The sequence below is a fragment of the Paenarthrobacter sp. NPDC056912 genome, assembly GCF_042786555.1.
Classification (GTDB): domain Bacteria; phylum Actinomycetota; class Actinomycetes; order Actinomycetales; family Micrococcaceae; genus Arthrobacter.
In genome coordinates, this window is sequence record NZ_JBHUCD010000004.1 from 1 (window position 1) to 16,165 (window position 16,165).

Genomic DNA, 16,165 nt, shown 5'->3' on the forward strand with positions numbered 1-16,165 from the left:
GACCGATTCAGGCCTGACGAAGCACCGCTTAAACGAGACACGGTCGTTGCAACTCCCAAAAATTCTGGGTGTTGCAACGACCGCTAGAACCCAAGACGGTGCGGGGCCGACGTCGTTAAGGGGTTCTTGCTGTTAGTCCTCGATGGTGGCGATGACTGCGCCGGCGGCGACGGTCTCGCCGGCGGTGGCTGCGAGGCCCCGCACTGTACCGGCCTTGTGGGCGGTCAGGGGCTGCTCCATCTTCATAGCCTCGAGGACCACGATCAGATCGCCTTCGGCCACTACGTCGCCGTCAGCGGCAGCGATCTTGACGATGGTGCCCTGCATGGGGGACGTCAGTGCGTTGCCGCCGGCAGCAGCCGCAGTGGCGCCCGCCGAGCGGGAGCGCTTCTTGGACTTGCCGCCCTTGGCGCCTGAACCGCCGGAGACCGCCGCGACGCTGGCACCCAGGCCCGACGGCAGGACGACCTCAAGTCGCTTGCCGCCAACCTCGACCACGACGCGCTGGCGATCACCGGCGTCGGGCGCTTCAGCGCTTGCGCCATTGGCCGCCCAGGCCGGGATGTTGTTGACGAACTCGGTCTCGATCCAGCGCGTGTGGACTTTGAACGGTCCTTCTGCCGGTGCGAAATCGGGGTCGGTGACCACTGCGAGGTCGAACGGGATGACGGTGGGGATGCCTTCAACCACCATCTCCTCGAGCGCGCGGCGCGAACGCTGCAGTGCCTGGGCGCGGGTGGAGCCGGTGACAACCAGCTTGGACAACATGGAATCGAAGTTGCCGCTGATGATGTCGCCCTGTTCGACGCCGGAGTCGATGCGGACGCCGGGACCGGTTGGGTTCTTCAGGGTGCTGATGGTGCCGGGCGCGGGCATGAAGTTGCGGCCCGGATCCTCGCCGGTGATGCGGAACTCGAAGGAGTGGCCGCGCACCTCGGGGTCGTCGTAGCCAAGGGCTTCACCGCGGGCGATGCGGAACTGCTCGCGGACTAGGTCGATGCCCGTGACCTCTTCGGAGACGCAGTGCTCCACCTGGAGGCGCGTGTTAACCTCCAGGAAGGAGATGGTGCCGTCCTGGCCCACCAGGAATTCGCAGGTGCCGGCGCCGAGGTAGTTGGCTTCCTTCAGGATGGCTTTGGAAGACTCGTAGAGGCGCTTGACCTGCTCTTCGCTCAGGTAAGGAGCCGGGGCTTCTTCCACGAGCTTCTGGTTGCGGCGCTGCAGTGAGCAATCGCGGGTGGAGACCACAACCACGTTGCCGAAAGCGTCCGCAAGGCACTGGGTTTCGACGTGGCGGGGGGCATCGAGGAAACGCTCGATGAAGCACTCACCGCGGCCGAAAGCAGCGGTGGCTTCGCGGACCGCGGACTCGTAGAGTTCGGGGATTTCGTCCATGGTGCGGGCAACCTTGATGCCGCGACCGCCGCCGCCGAAGGCGGCCTTGATGGCGATGGGAAGGCCGAATTCCTCGGCGAACTTGAGGATTTCGTCCGCGGACTCCACGGGGTCAGCCGTACCGGGGACCAGGGGAGCGCCCACCTTCTCGGCAATGTGGCGGGCCTGGACCTTGTCGCCCAGTGCGGAGATGGCTTCGGGGGAGGGGCCGATCCACGTGATGCCGGCCTCGATGACCTTTGCGGCAAACTCGGCGTTCTCGGCAAGGAAGCCATAGCCGGGGTGGATGGCGTCCGCGCCGGACTGCTTGGCGACGTCGATGATCTTGTCCATCACCAGGTACGACTCAGCGGCGGTGTTGCCGCCCAAAGCATAGGCTTCGTCGGCGAGGCGGACGTGCAGGGCGTCACGGTCAGGGTCTGCGTAGACCGCTACGGAGGCAATGCCTTCGTCCCGGGCGGCTCGGATGATGCGGACCGCGATTTCGCCGCGGTTGGCAATCAAGACCTTGGTAAGAGGGCTGGAAATGGGCTGCGCCGGGTTAGCTGACAAGTTGTTGACTCCTTCTGTCCTTCAGGGAGCCTAGCGTGATTGTGAGGGTTCCGCCCATATTGATGGGGGATTCCGTGTGTGAGGCGATGTTCCTTTGTAGGGTTGCTACAAATCGCTTCTACTGAATGTCTAGGTCCCACAGCTCGGTGATGCCCACGTTCGCGTGGACCAGCAGCTCGCGAAGGGTGGAGATGGAAAGCCCGACGACGGCGTGCGGGTCGCCGTCCACCTTGCGGATAAAGGCCCCGCCCAAGCCGTCGATCGTGAAAGAGCCTGCGCAGTGGAGCGGTTCGCCGGTGGCGATGTAGGCGTCGATGTCGCCGGAAGTCATCTCGGCGAAGTGCACTTCGGCGCTTGAGACAGCACCCACGGTTGCGCCGGTGCCTTCGGGCGTCTCGTCGTCGTCTGCGTCGGCTGCGGTGTCCCGGCAATCAACCAGCCAGTGTCCGGTGTGCAGCACGCCCTGCGAGCCGCTCATGCGCAGCATCCGCTCGCGCGCCACCTCCGCGGTGTAGGGCTTGCCGTGGGACTCGCCGTCGAACTCGAAGACGGAATCGCAGCCGATGACCAGTGCGCCTTCGGCTTCGGGGAGGGAGGCAACAGCTTCGGCCTTGGCCCTTGCCAGCAGCAGTGCGGTGTCGTGGGCATCCGTCACGCCGTACTTGGCCTGGACCGCGTCCTCATCGACATCCGAGACAAGGACTTCGTGCTGGATCCCAGCCTCGGTGAGCAGTTTGGTGCGGGCGGGAGACTGGGAAGCGAGGATCAATCGGGTCACGGTCCCCAGCCTAGTACGACCCTCCCTCACTTCCCGCCCCCCAATGCCGAACGCTCTATCACTTCCCGCCCCCCAATGCCGGACGCTCTATCACTTGCTTAAGGCAAGTGATAGAGCGTCCGGCGAATACGGTTGGTAGGTGAGAGAGCGTTAGTGGACCAATTCCTCGGATCCGGCCTTCGAGCGGTCCGTTCGGTTCAGCTTGGCGCCCTCGACATCCACATCGGGGAGGATGCGTTCCAGCCACTTGGGCAACCACCAGGCCTTTTCGCCCAGGAGGTACATGACGGCCGGGACGATTGTCATGCGGACCACGAAGGCATCAATCAGCACACCGAACGCCATCGCGAAGCCCAGGGGCCGGACCATGGTGAGGTGGCTGAAGATGAAGCCGGAGAACACGCTGACCATGATGATTGCGGCTGCGGTGACCACTGCTGCGGCGTGGCTGAACCCGGAGCGGACGGCGTGCTTGGCAGACTCACCGTGCATGAACGATTCCCGCATTCCGGAAGTGATGAACACCTGGTAGTCCATGGCGAGGCCGAACAGCACGCCAATCAGGATGATGGGCAGGAAGCTCAGCACCGCGCCCGGGTTCGCGACGTCGAAGACGGCTCCGAGCCAGCCCCACTGATAGACAGCAACCACGGCACCGAAAGCGGCAGCTAGTGACAGCAGGAATCCGCCGGTTGCCAGCAACGGCACAACGATCGAGCGGAACACCAGCAGCAGGAGGATCAAAGACAGTCCGACGACGATCGCCAAGTACGGCGGGAGTGCCGCGCCGAGTTTGGCGGACACGTCGATGTTGCCTGCCGTCTGGCCAGTGAGGCCGATGGTCACGCCCAGGTCGTCCTGAATAGCGGAGCCCTTGGCGCGGAGTTCGGAGACCACCTGAACAGTGCCCGCGCTGGCGGGACCCTCTTTCGGGATGACTTGGAAGACGGCGGTGCGGCGGTCCTCGCTCAGGGCAACAGGCACAGCGGCGACCACGTTTTCCACGCTGCGGAGCTGGTCGGCGACGTCGAACTGCTTGTTCTTGGCATCAGTTTCGCTAAGTCCGTCAGGGAACTCGCCAACGACGACGATCGGCCCGGTAACGCCTTCACCGAAGCTGTTGCGCGTGAGGTCGTAAGCCTTGAAGGCTTGCGAATCCACGGGTTCGGACGCGCCGTCGGGCAGTGCCAACCGCAGTTGCGAAGCGGGCAGCGCCAAAGCGCCCAGGAGCACCACGCTGGCCACGAGTGAAACCCACGGGTGACGCGTCACGAGGCCACCCCAGCCACCGCTGCTGCGCTTCTCTTCCAGCGCGCGGTCCGCGGCTTCGTGGCCCGGCTCGGCGTTGTGTTTGGCGGCCTTGGCCCAGGCGCGCTTGGAGATGAGCCTGCGGCCGATCAGCGCCAGGATGGCGGGCGTCAGGGTCAAAGCAACGACGACGGCGACAGCAACCGTCGCTGCGGCGGCAACGCCCATCACAGCCAGGAAGGGGAGCCCCGGGACAACGAGTGCTGCCAACGCGATGATGACCGTGAGACCGGCGAACAACACGGCATTGCCCGACGTGCCCGTGGCCAGTGCCGCAGATTCTTCGCCGTCCATGCCGGCAAGGAGTTGGTTGCGGTGCCGGTTGACGATGAACAGGGAGTAATCAATGCCGACCGCGAGGCCCAGCATGAGGGCGAGCATGGGGGAGATGGAGCTCATATCGATCACGCTGGTCAGGGCAAAGGTTCCCCCGACGCCCACTGCTACGCCGATGAGGGCCATCAGGAGGGGCAGGCCTGCCGCGATGAGCGTGCCCAGCATGAGGATCAGGACGAGGGCCGCCACGGCGATGCCGACGATTTCTGCGACACCGAAGATCTGGGAGACGTCCTCGGTGATTTCCTTGCTGGCGTAGGCGGTGACGCCGGCAGTCGAGACGCCGTGGACGATGTCCTGGACTTCCTTGCGGACCGAAGGATCAACGGCGTTGATGGAGGTCTTGAACTGGACCTGAGCGATAGCGGCTTTGTTGTCGCTGGACACGAAGCGCACGCCTTCGGAGGCCTCCAACTGGCGCTTGCCGGCAGCGAGTTCTGTGCGCTGCTGGGCCAGCTGGGCTTCGATCTGCGCGGGCGGGAGGCCGGCGGCGGCCATCTGCTGTTCAGCGCCAGCGAGCTGAGCCTCACCGGCCGCGATCTGGTCGGCGGATGTATCCAACTGTTCCTGGGTGGTGAACGGGTTCACCGTTCCCTGCACGTCGGGCAGCGCTTGCAGCTTCTCGAGGGCTGCGGCGACGGCGTCCTTCTTGGCTTGGTCGAAGCCGGAATCACCGGCGTCGAAGACCACGCTGGCCGAGCCTCCGGACGACTTGGGCAAGGCTTCCTTGAGCTTGTCCGCCATCCGCTGGGTTTCAGTGCCGGGAATGGTGAAGTTGTTGGACATGGTGCCGTGGAACGCTGCGGCCGAGCCGCCCACTGCCACCAACACTGCTACCCATAGAGAGATGACCAGCCAGCGGCGCCGATACGAAAACTTGCCGAGACGGTAGAGGAACGAGGCCATGTCAGAACCGATCTGTGATGGTTGGAGCGGAGTTAGGGGTTTTCTCGGATGCCTTGGGCGCTGCAGTGACGTCCGACGGCGGCGCGAAGCCGGTGCCCAGGAGGCCCATGGCATCGATGAGGTGCTGGCGGAGGTCCGCCAGTGATTCAGGCGAAAGGTCCGGCCCGCGTTCGGCGAACCAAACGGTCATGGCGGCCTTCCCGCAAGAGATCACGGAGCCGGCCAGTGCGTGGACATAAAGTTCGCTGATGCCAGCACCGAGCCTGCCGCGGGCGGCGTCGATGATTTGCCCGGTGCAGTGTTCCCAGGCTTCGAGCTCGGAACGGGCCAGTGAGCGGTTGTCCTGGGTGAGGCTGAACAGTTCGGCCATGGGCGCCACGGACATCGGATCGGCAAGGGCCATCAATGCGGCCTGCGCGGATTCAAGGATGGTCTCGTCAGCGGGGCGCAGTCTGAACTGTTCCAGCGCGCGGTCCATGAAGCCGTCGGCAACGGATGCGAGGGCGGCTTCGAGGCTGGGGAAGTAATTGAAGAATGTTCGCCGGGATACTCCTGCGGTGGCGGCGATGTCTTCCACCGTGAAGTTGCCCGGCCCGTTACTGCGCAGCAAGTCGAGGGCTGCTGCTGCGATGGAGCTGCGAGTGGCCGCCTTGTTGAGTTCGCGCCGTGTGGGAGCCGTGGGCTCCGGGAGGGGCGACTCCGCAGCGGCATCCTGAGTGGTGCTGGTTTGGGTCACTTACTTACACTAAGTGCAAGTTTGCACTGTGCGCAATTTGAGTCTGGGTCGCAGATGCAAAAACCCGCCCTTGGCCGTTCCTCGCGTCCCTGAACGGGTGGCGGGGCGAACCAAGGGCGGGATCAGCTGGCGTTGGGTGTGCTCAGGTTCAGAACTGCTGCGGGGGAGCCGGGGGCGCCTGCGGGGCGGGCTGCGAAGGGGCTGGTTGAGCCGCTTGCTGCGCGGCCGCCGTCGTCAAGTAGATCGACTGTCCGGTAGCTCCGGGCTCGCCTTCGCCCAGCGGCAGCACGTATACCGCTGTGCCGTAGGCGCAGACTTCGGTCCAGTTGGTGCCCATCTCGGAGGTGTCGAAGCGCATGGCCACGATGGCGTTGGCGCCGCGCTGCTGGGCCTCCGTGACCATGCGGGCCATGACTTCCTGGCGGCTCTCGTAGAGTGCTTTGGTCATTTCAGGCAGCTCGCCGCCACCAAGGGAACGGAATCCGGCCATCATTTGTGAGCCGATATCGCGTGAACGGACAGTCAGGCCCATGACTTCGCCGAAGACGGCGTCAATGCGGTGGCCCGGGATTTCATTGGAAGTGACGATCAACATGGACCGAGCCTATCCAGCTTTGCCCGTTAGACAGCGCAATCCCCGGGGGAGAAGTCCCCAGGGGATTGCGCAGAACACATCGCTGCCTGGCCAGCAGGCAACGGCTTAGGCCTTGGAGTCGGCCAATTCCCGCTCTGCGGTAGCGGCTGCTGCATTCTCAGCGGCGTACTCGTCGGCGAAAGCGGCACCGTTGCGCGGCGCGTTGTAGAGCGACTCGTCAAGGATTCCCTGGCGCTTGGCCACGATTGCCGGGACCAGCGCCTGGCCTGCCACGTTGACGGCGGTGCGTCCCATGTCCAGGATGGGGTCGATCGCCAGCAGGAGTCCGACGCCGGCCAACGGAAGTCCCAGCGTGGACAGGGTCAGCGTGAGCATCACGACGGCGCCGGTGGTGCCTGCCGTTGCTGCCGAACCCAGGACGGAGACCAGGACGATCAGCAAGTACTGGCTGAAGTCGAGGTTGATGCCGAAGAACTGGGCCACGAAGATCGCTGCGATGGCAGGGTAGATCGCTGCGCAGCCATCCATTTTGGTGGTGGCGCCCAGCGGCACGGCGAAGGAGGCGTAGCCGGAGGGGACGCCGAGGTTCCGCTCAGTGACGCGCTGCGTGAGCGGCAGCGTGCCGATCGAGGAGCGGGACACGAACGCCAGCTGCACGGCCGGCCAAACACCGGAGAAGTACTGCTTGATGGAGAGGCCGTGGATGCGGACCAGGATCGGGTACAGGACGAAGAGAACCAGTGCCAGGCCGATGTAGATGGCGGCGGTGAACTTGCCCAGGGAGCCGATGGTGTCCCAACCGTAGATGGCAACGGCGTTGCCGATCAGGCCGATGGTGCCCAGCGGGGCGATGCGGATGATCCACCAGAGGACCTTCTGGATAACGGCCAGGGCCGAAGCGTTGAGCGTCAGGAACGCCTCAGCCTGCTTGCCCACCTTGAGGGCGGCGATGCCGACGGCGATGGCTACCACCAGGATCTGGAGCACGTTGAAGCTGACGGAAGTGCTCACCGTGGTGGCGGCGTTGGCGCTTTCGGTGACCGTTGAGCTTGCACCGAGACCGAGGAAGTTCTTGGGGAACAGGCCGATGAGGAAGGCCCACCAGTCACCGGTCTTGCCGGCGTACTCGGCCTTCTGGGTGATGCCCGTGGCGGCGCCCGGCTGCAGGAGCACACCCAGGCCGATGCCGATCAGCACCGAAATGAGGGACGTGATGGCGAACCAGAGCAGCGTGTTCCAGGCGAGGCGCGCAGCGTTGGACACTTGGCGCAGGTTCGCGATGGAGCTCACCACGGCGGTGAAGATCAAAGGAACGACGGCGGTCTGCAGCAGTGAAACATAGCTGGAGCCGATGGTCTGGAGAGTTGCGCCGAGGCCGTTGGGGGCGGCTTTCGTGCTGCCCGTGTACTTGGCGATGAGGCCCAGGACAAGGCCGATGATGAGGGCTGCGATGATCTGGACGCCGAAGGAACCGGCCCACTTGGGGAGCCGGAAGCCGGTCTTTCCAGCTGAGGGGGAAGTGTTGGTTGAGGTGCTCACCGGAACACGTTAGGTGTACGGGAAATAACATAGCGAACGGACGTTGAGAAATGTTACGCGGGCATGAAGATATTCCCGCCCGGGATGTGGCGTGCGTCTCGACGTCGAAGCGCCAGCGCACCCCTTACCGCCGCGCGCACCCGTAACTACTGGTGCGCGCGGCGGTAACGAGTGCGGCCCGGACGCCGTTGTGGTGCACCCGGCGGCAAGGGTGCGCACCCCAGACCGAAGCGGATGCACCCGGCTGCAAACGCGTTAGCCCAACAGTGCGCGGCGCAGGACGTCCAAACCTACCGAGCCGATGTTCAGCGCTTTGCTGTGGAAGGACTTGAGGTCGAAGCCTTCGCGGGATTCGAGTTCGGTCCGGATTTGCTCCCAGAGTCGCTGGCCCACCTTGTAGGAAGGTGCTTGTCCGGGCCAGCCGAGGTAGCGGGTGAATTCGAACTGCAGCTGGCCTTCGCTGATGTCGAGGTTGGCCTTGAGGAAGTCGAAGCCCTTTTCCGGGGTCCAGGTACCGCTGCCCCAGCGTTCGGGCACCGGCAGTTCCAGGTGGACGCCGATGTCGAAGACCACGCGCGCGGCACGCATGCGCTGGCCATCGAGCATGCCCATGTGGTCGCCCGGATCCTTGAGGTAGCCCAGTTCCAGCATGAGTTGCTCGGCATAGAGTGCCCAGCCTTCGCCGTGGCCGGAGACCCAGCAGACATTGCGGCGCCAGTTGTTGAGCAGTTCGCGGCGGTACGTTGCCGTGGCTACCTGGAGGTGGTGGCCGGGAACGCCCTCGTGGAAGACGGTGGTGGTTTCTGACCAGGTGGTGAAGGTGTCTTCGCCTGCCGGGACGGACCACCACATGCGTCCTGGGCGGGAGAAGTCGTCGGAGGGGCCGGTGTAGTAGATGCCGCCTTCGTCGGTGGGAGCAATCATGCATTCAAGGGTTTTCATGACGTCCGGGATATCGAAGTGGACGTCCGCCAGTTCGGCCACGGCGCGGTCGGACAGCTCCTGCATCCACGCCTTGAGGGCGTCGGTGCCTTTGATCTGGCGTGCGGGATCGTTGTTCAGGATGCTCTTGGCTTCATCGATCGTGGCGCCCGGTTTGATCTGCTCGGCCACCTTTTCCTGCTCGCCGATGAGCCGTTCGAGCTCCTGGACGCCCCAGGCGTAAGTTTCTTCGAGATCGACCTGGGCGCCGAGGAATGCCCGGGAGGAGAGGGCATAGCGTTCACGGCCTACGGCATCCTTCTCCGGGGCCGCAGGAAGCAGTTCGTTCCGGAGGTAATCACCCAGCGAACCGTATGCCGCCCGCGCAGCGGAAGTTCCGGCGTCGAGCTTGTCCTGAAGCTCCGCAGGCAACGGTGCTCCGTCCACTGTGGCTCCGGCAGCCAGTTTGGCGAAGAAACCGTCCTCGGCGGCGTAACGGCCGGTCTGCTCAATGACGATCCGCACCTGGCGGGCTGCGGCTACCTTGCCGTCATCCTTGGCGGCGCGGAGGGAAGAAATGTAGCCCTCAACCGCCCCGGGAACATTGGCGGCGCGGCCGGCAATGTGCTCCCAGTGCTCGGCAGTGTCCGTGGGCATGAGGTCGAAAACGGCACGGATATCCTGGGCGGGGGAGGCGATGTTGTTGAGGTCGGCAGCGTCCCAGCCGGATTCGTGGATTTCCAGCTCCAGGCCGAGCCGCTCGCGCATGGCGTCCAGCGTTACGACGTCGGATTCGTCGGCCGGTTCCAGGGTAGCCAAGGCAGCCAAGGCCTCCCGGGCGGCCTGCGCCATGGCCACGGCGCCCGCCGGTGAGTAGTCCTGGTACTCGGTTTCATGCCCCGGCAACCCGAGCGTGGTGGCGAAGCTGGGATTGAGTTCGATCAGCTTTTCTGTGTACGCGTCAGCCACGGCATCGATGGCGGACTTCGGGCGTACGGGGGTGTTTGCAGTAGTCACCCACAGAGCCTAACCGCGACGCCGCCTACGTGAAAGGGTTGTTGAACTTTCTACGAGCGAGGAAATTAACCCCGGCTCCGCTTCCACGCACCGGGCCCCGGGGTGGGGTCCAGGCGTAGTTGCTGGCGACGTACCCAGTGCCGGACATTCGGCTTGGACACGGCAGCTTCTTGCGGGGCGCCAAGGGAAACCACGACGGCGGCAAGCGCCGCGAGCTCCTCGGCCGTCGGTTCGCCCTTGACCACTGAGAACATAGGTGCCGCCGCTGGTTCTGCCGGAGCCGCGTCAGCGCGGTGCTTCGGGTCGCTCACAGCGGGATGTTTCCGTGCTTCTTGGTGGGCAGGCTGGCGCGCTTGTCGCGGAGGGCGCGCAGGCCACGGATGATCTGCAGACGCGTCTCCGAGGGTGCGATGACGGCGTCAACGTAGCCCAGCTCGGCCGCCTGGTACGGGTTGAGGAGTTCTTCCTCGTATCCCTTGATGATCTCGGCACGCTTGGCTTCCACATCGCCGCCTGCTTCGGCGATTGCGGCAAGGTCGCGGCGGTAGAGGATATTCACTGCGCCCTGGGCGCCCATGACGCCGATCTGGGCGGTAGGCCAGGCGAGGTTGAGGTCGGCTCCGAGCTTCTTGGAGCCCATCACGATGTACGCGCCACCATAGGCCTTGCGGGTGATGACCGTGAGCTTGGGGACCGTAGCCTCTGCGTAGGCATAAAGCAGCTTGGCGCCGCGGCGGATGATGCCCTGGAATTCCTGGTCCTTGCCGGGCAGGAATCCGGGAACGTCAACCAAGGTAATGATGGGGATGTTGAACGCGTCGCAGTGCCGGACGAATCGTGCGGCCTTCTCAGAGGCCGAGATGTCCAGCGTTCCGGCAAACTGCATGGGCTGGTTTGCCACGATGCCAACGGTGTGGCCTTCCACCCGGCCGTAGCCGATGATCACGTTGGGAGCGTAGAGCGACTGCATCTCAAGGAAGTGTGCGTCGTCCACGATCTGTTCGATCACTTTGCGCATGTCGTACGGCTGGTTGGCTGAGTCGGGGATCAACGCGTCCAGGGCGAGGTCGTCGTCGTCAACGTCCAATTCCTGGTCGTGCTCCACCACCGGTGCCTCGGAGAGGTTGTTCGACGGCAGGAAGTCCAGGAGTTCTCGGACGAACTCGATCGCGTCTGCTTCATCGGAGGCCAGGTACGTGGACGTTCCCGTGGTGGCGTTGTGCTGCCGGGCTCCACCGAGCGTCTCCATGTCTACGTCCTCGCCAGTGACGGTCTTGATGACGTCAGGGCCCGTGATGAACATGTGGGAGGTCTTGTCCACCATGACCACGTAGTCAGTGAGTGCGGGGGAATAGGCCGCGCCGCCGGCGCACGGACCCATGATGAGGGAGATCTGGGGGACCACGCCTGAGGCGTGGACGTTGTTGCGGAAGATGTCCGCGAACATTGCCAGCGAGGCGACGCCTTCCTGGATTCGCGCGCCGCCGCCGTCGTTGATGCCTACTACCGGGCAGCCGTTGCGCAGTGCGAATTCCTGGACCTTGACGATCTTCTCGCCGTTGACCTGGCTGAGCGAGCCGCCGTAGACGCTGAAGTCCTGGCTGTAAATGGCGATCAGGCGGCCGTCAACCGTGCCGTAGCCGGAGACGACACCGTCGCCAAGTGGCTTCTTCTTCTCCATGCCGAATGCTGTAGAGCGGTGGACTGCCAAGGCATCGAACTCCACGAACGATCCCGGATCAACAAGGAGGTCGATGCGTTCACGGGCGGTGTTCTTGCCGCGCGCGTGCTGCTTTTCGATCGCTTCCGGGCCGGAAGGCTGCTCGGCACGGGCCTGGCGGTCGCGGAAGTCGGCAATCTTTCCCGCTGTCGTTGTCAGATCGTGGCTCATCAAGTGTCTCCGGCTCTGTAGCTGATTTTCGCTGGCGCGGTCCGTTCACGGATAAGTAGCTGGTTAAGTAGCTTCCGTACAAAGAACAGGCCCCGATGGCCAGTCTAGTGACGCCTTTGCCGCGAACCGCTGTAGAAACCCTACAATTTTCCGCCGTCAAGCCAAAGCCTTCACTATGTTACCCGTGAGTAACATAGTTGCGTTAGAGTGTCCCCATGACTTCAAGCAACGGTGCTTCTACAGCCCTGCCGCAAGGCAACAGCCCCTACGTGGCCACTGGTTCGCTCAAGGGCCGGACCCTTCTCATGTCCGGTGGCAGCCGCGGCATTGGACTGGCGATTGCCACCCGGGCTGCCCGGGACGGAGCCAACATCGTCCTCATGGCCAAGACCGGCGAACCACACCCCAAACTCGAAGGGACCGTGTATACCGCCGCTGAACAACTGGTTTCGGCCGGAGGCCAGGCGCTGCCCTTGGTCGGGGACGTCCGAAATGATGACGACGTCGCCGCAGCGGTGGCCGCCGCCGTCGAGCGTTTCGGGGGAATCGACGTCGTCATTAACAACGCCTCGGCCATCGACTTGTCCCGTACCGACGCCGTGGACATGAAGCGCTACGACCTCATGCAGGACATCAACGTCCGCGGCACGTTCTTGCTGTCCAAGCTTGCGCTGCCTGCCCTGCGGGAATCCGGCCACGGCCACATCCTCACGTTGTCTCCACCGTTGAACCTGGACCCGAAATGGGCAGGGATGCATCTGGCTTACACCATGGCCAAGTACGGGATGAGCCTCACTACGTTGGGGCTCGCCGAGGAGTTGAAGGACGACGACGTTTCGGTCAACTCGCTCTGGCCCTGCACCTTGATCGATACTGCCGCGATCCGGAACATGCCCGGTGGCGAACAAATCGTGCAGGCTGCGCGCGGGCCGGAGATCATGGCCGATGCTGCGCACGCGGTGCTGACTGGTATCAGCCGCGCAACCGGCAACTTCTACACGGACGAACAGGTCCTGCGTGCTGCCGGAGTCACGGACTTCGCCCCCTATAGCCTCGGAGCGCCTGAAGACCGCCTGGTGCCCGACATCTTCCTCTAAGCGGATTCCTATCCACATAGCAGCGCAGGAGGGCATCTCCAGACGCCGCAACTGGATAGGATTCTGCTTATGGATGCCGAACAGCCTGATAGCAGCGAACCCCACGCCCCGACCCCCGGACACCACCGGTCACCCTTGGACCGTGAAGCGCTGCGACAGCCCGACTTCCTGTCCGCAACGGGGATTTCCCAGCTGACCATCGTTGATTCCACCGGATCCACCAACCAGGACCTGGTGCGCGCCGTGACGGTTGAGCCAAAAAAGTGGGCAGATCTGGCCGTACTCACCGCCGAACACCAGACGGCCGCGCGTGGTCGCCTGGACCGGCACTGGCAAGCACCTGAGCGCTCCGCTGTTTCCGTGTCCATAGTCCTGCGTCCCGTCACGGCAGACGGAATGCCGGTGCCCACGCAGAGCTACTCCTGGCTGTCACTTCTGGCCGCCGTCGCCCTTCGCGAGGCCCTTCAGGAAACCGCCGGCGTGACTGCGGAGATCAAATGGCCCAACGATGTCCTGGTCAAGGGCCGGAAAATCGCGGGAATCCTGGCCCAGATGACTCCTGTCGGAGACGGCTCCGTCCCGGCAGTGATCCTGGGTGTCGGGCTGAATGTGTCGTTGGAGGAAGACGAGTTGCCGGTGCCAACGGCCACCTCGCTCGCCGTGGAAGGGGCCACGACGACGGACCGCACCGCGCTGTTGAAGAGCTACCTTTCGCGGTTTGCCAGGTTGTACCGCAGCTTCTGCAACTCCGAGGGAGACCCCGCGGCCGGGTTGGCTGGCGGACCTTCTTTGCACAAGCGGGTCGAGTCCGCGATGGTCACGTTGGGCCGCGAAGTGCGCGCGCACCTGCCCGGCGATCACGAACTGGTGGGTCATGCCTCGCGACTGGATGAACACGGCTCGTTGCTGGTGGTGGACCACGCCGGCAGGGAACATGTGGTGACGGCCGGAGATGTGGTGCACTTGCGCGCCACAGAAAGCGGTTATGCGTAAAGAGCTGCTTCCGGGGGAACAAGTCATCACCATCACGCGGCAACAGGCTCGCTCGCTCTTTTTTCCAGTGCTGGCTTTTATTGTGGTACCCGCGCTGACTGCCTATGTCTGCGCTTGGATTGTCAAAGGAAACCCTCAGCGACTTGCGCCGTTCATTACAGTGGAGTGGACGCCGTGGCTGATGGGTATATGCGCAGTACTGGCAGGATGGTTCTTGCTTGCCTACAGTTTCAAGCGCGTTCTCCGGTGGCGCTCCGCCAGGTACATCCTGACGAGCCGGAGAATACTTGCCAAGTGCGGAATGTTTCGACGCAACGACTGGCAAGTGTCACTGATGGCCATACGCAATGTGGGAGTCCAGCAGAGTTTGATCCAACGGACATTGCACTCGGGGAATATATCCTTGGATACCGGGCACTCCGGAACGGCCGTCCTGACGGATGTCCCGGAGATTGGGAAGTTCAGGGGCTTCATTCTTGACGCGATGGACGAACTCCCGCAAGGTGAGGTTTTTGAGGGTGAAGTACTGAAGGATTTTGAAGAATTGCCGTGGGAGTTGAGAGAAGGTGGAAGAGATGAGCGTTGAGGATCAGCAGTCCGGCGAGGACCTGGACAAGGAATTCGACGCCGTACCCGAACCTTCCGTGGATGAGGACACAGAAGCCGGGCCAGCCCCTGCCACTGTGACCACGGGCCCGCCCACTGGCGTGATGTCCGCGGAGCGCCTGGCTATCAAAGCGCTCGAGTCAAAGCTCCTGGGCGGCGAACGCAAGCTCCGTCGTCGTGAAGTCGCTGCAGGTGCGGGAGTGTCCATCCTTTCTGCGCGGAAGGTGTGGCGGGCGCTCGGTTTCCCGAACTTCGGCGACGAAGACGTTGCATTCACCGAGCGGGACCAAGCCGCATTGTCCAGCATCCTGGACCTCGTCAGGGCAGGCATCCTCACAGAGGAAGCCGCCATTTCCGTGACCCGCTCCATTGGGCAGATGACAGACCGTATGGTGGTTTGGCAGATCGAGGCCCTCGTTGAGGACATGGTTTCCGAACAAGGTATTCCGGATGCCGTGGCCCGTAAGCAGTTGGTGGGGCAGCTGCCCGCCTTGGTGGATTCCTTGGAAGAAATCCTCGTCTATTCTTACCGTCGTCAGCTCAATGCAGGCGTCCAGCGACTCGCAGTCCGGGCTGAGGCCGGTTTGCAGGCCAGCGAGGAAGGCCGCGAAGGGGACGAAGACGATTCCCCGTTGCCCTTGGCTCGCGCCGTGGGCTTCGCCGACCTCGTGTCCTACACCAGCCTTTCCCGACGCATGAACGAGAAAACCCTCGCTCAACTGGTGCAGCGTTTCGAAAACAAATGCGCCGAAATCATCTCCGTTGGTGGTGGGCGCCTGGTGAAAACCGTTGGCGACGAAGTCCTCTACATCGCCGAAACCCCTGCCGCCGGGGCCGAAATTTCCTTGGCGTTGGCCCAGGCCTTCACTGAGGACGAGATCCTGCCCCAATGCCGTGTATCCATGGTGTGGGGCCGTATCCTGTCACGGCTCGGCGACATCTATGGGCCCACCGTCAACCTCGCCGCCCGACTGACCACCTTGGCCCAGCCCGGCACCGTGCTGGTCGATGCCATGACCGCTGCGGCGCTCGGACAGGACGATCGCTTCGTGCTTGTTCCGCAGAAGTCGGAGAACGTCCGCGGATTTGGTGAGATCCATCCCGTGATGCTCGCCCGCGGCCGCGGCAAGGGTTTGGTGCTGGACTAACTCAGGGCGTCGCTCTCTCACATCCCTCCTTTTTTCCCGACGCTCCGTCACGTCCCGCCCCCCTCTTCCCGACGCTCCTCCACGTCCCGCCGCGTTCCCCGGGACGCTCTCTCACATCCTGACCACCTTTTCCTGACGCTCCTCCACGTCCCGCCGCGTTCTCCGAGACGCTCTTGCACGTCCTGACCCCCTTTTCCTGACGCTCTTGCACGTCCTGACCCCCTTTTCCTGACGCTCTTGCACGTCCTGACCCCCTTTTTCCCGACGCTCTTTCACGTCCCGTCGGGTTTCCCGGGGTCGCTCTTCCCCGTCCCGTCGGGTCCGTTCCTTCGACGCTGATGGCCGGG

13 protein-coding genes are annotated in these 16,165 nt (G+C 63.8%); 4 read left to right on the top strand and 9 right to left on the bottom strand.

Translation table 11 applies throughout. The features are described 5' to 3' along the window. Nucleotides 1-132: 132 nt before the first annotated feature. The 9 genes from ACFRJ9_RS05500 to ACFRJ9_RS05540 all read right to left on the bottom strand — a co-directional run bounded on the left by ACFRJ9_RS05500 (nucleotide 133) and on the right by ACFRJ9_RS05540 (nucleotide 11,974). Entirely contained in the window at nucleotides 133-1,947 is a 1,815-nt protein-coding gene (locus ACFRJ9_RS05500) for an acetyl/propionyl/methylcrotonyl-CoA carboxylase subunit alpha (protein ID WP_377665256.1), read from the bottom strand. 118 nt (nucleotides 1,948-2,065) lie between these two features. Next, on the bottom strand, nucleotides 2,066-2,725 hold the full coding sequence (locus tag ACFRJ9_RS05505) for a Maf family protein (protein ID WP_377665258.1): 660 nt from the start codon (nucleotides 2,723-2,725) through the stop codon (nucleotides 2,066-2,068). A 150-nt stretch (nucleotides 2,726-2,875) separates the two neighbouring features. Beyond that, complete coding sequence (locus ACFRJ9_RS05510) at nucleotides 2,876-5,275, bottom strand: MMPL family transporter (RefSeq protein ID WP_377665260.1); 2,400 nt, start codon at nucleotides 5,273-5,275, stop codon at nucleotides 2,876-2,878. Between the two features lies 1 nt (nucleotide 5,276). After that, nucleotides 5,277-6,011, bottom strand: a complete 735-nt coding sequence (locus ACFRJ9_RS05515) for a TetR/AcrR family transcriptional regulator (protein WP_377665262.1) — start codon at nucleotides 6,009-6,011, stop codon at nucleotides 5,277-5,279. Nucleotides 6,012-6,159: 148 nt separating this feature from the next. Continuing rightward, a complete protein-coding gene (locus ACFRJ9_RS05520; protein ID WP_377665264.1) occupies nucleotides 6,160-6,606 on the bottom strand; it encodes a YbjQ family protein in 447 nt (148 codons plus the stop codon). A gap of 105 nt (nucleotides 6,607-6,711) precedes the next feature. Beyond that, nucleotides 6,712-8,145 (bottom strand): dicarboxylate/amino acid:cation symporter, encoded by a 1,434-nt coding sequence (locus ACFRJ9_RS05525; RefSeq protein WP_377665266.1) that lies wholly within the window; start codon nucleotides 8,143-8,145, stop codon nucleotides 6,712-6,714. Between the two features lie 255 nt (nucleotides 8,146-8,400). Next, nucleotides 8,401-10,083: a DUF885 domain-containing protein gene (locus ACFRJ9_RS05530; protein ID WP_377665268.1), complete on the bottom strand. Its 1,683-nt coding sequence runs from the start codon at nucleotides 10,081-10,083 to the stop codon at nucleotides 8,401-8,403. Between the two features lie 65 nt (nucleotides 10,084-10,148). Further along, nucleotides 10,149-10,394: an acyl-CoA carboxylase epsilon subunit gene (locus tag ACFRJ9_RS05535; protein ID WP_377665270.1), complete on the bottom strand. Its 246-nt coding sequence runs from the start codon at nucleotides 10,392-10,394 to the stop codon at nucleotides 10,149-10,151. Continuing rightward, a complete protein-coding gene (locus tag ACFRJ9_RS05540; RefSeq protein ID WP_377665272.1) occupies nucleotides 10,391-11,974 on the bottom strand; it encodes an acyl-CoA carboxylase subunit beta in 1,584 nt (527 codons plus the stop codon). Before ACFRJ9_RS05540 ends, ACFRJ9_RS05535 begins: the two co-directional genes overlap by 4 nt. A 215-nt stretch (nucleotides 11,975-12,189) precedes the next feature. On the opposite strand from ACFRJ9_RS05540, the gene ACFRJ9_RS05545 reads away from it, so the two are divergent. From ACFRJ9_RS05545 to ACFRJ9_RS05560, 4 genes are all read left to right on the top strand, one after another. Next, the gene (locus ACFRJ9_RS05545) at nucleotides 12,190-13,071 is read left to right on the top strand and encodes an SDR family oxidoreductase (protein WP_377665274.1); all 882 of its coding nucleotides are present in this window, start codon (nucleotides 12,190-12,192) and stop codon (nucleotides 13,069-13,071) included. Between the two features lie 69 nt (nucleotides 13,072-13,140). After that, nucleotides 13,141-14,064 (top strand): biotin--[acetyl-CoA-carboxylase] ligase, encoded by a 924-nt coding sequence (locus ACFRJ9_RS05550; protein WP_377665276.1) that lies wholly within the window; start codon nucleotides 13,141-13,143, stop codon nucleotides 14,062-14,064. Continuing rightward, nucleotides 14,057-14,650: a PH domain-containing protein gene (locus ACFRJ9_RS05555; protein ID WP_377665278.1), complete on the top strand. Its 594-nt coding sequence runs from the start codon at nucleotides 14,057-14,059 to the stop codon at nucleotides 14,648-14,650. The genes ACFRJ9_RS05550 and ACFRJ9_RS05555 overlap by 8 nt, the downstream gene beginning before the upstream one ends. Further along, nucleotides 14,640-15,818: an adenylate/guanylate cyclase domain-containing protein gene (locus ACFRJ9_RS05560; RefSeq protein ID WP_377665280.1), complete on the top strand. Its 1,179-nt coding sequence runs from the start codon at nucleotides 14,640-14,642 to the stop codon at nucleotides 15,816-15,818. Before ACFRJ9_RS05555 ends, ACFRJ9_RS05560 begins: the two co-directional genes overlap by 11 nt. Nucleotides 15,819-16,165 lie beyond the last annotated feature (347 nt).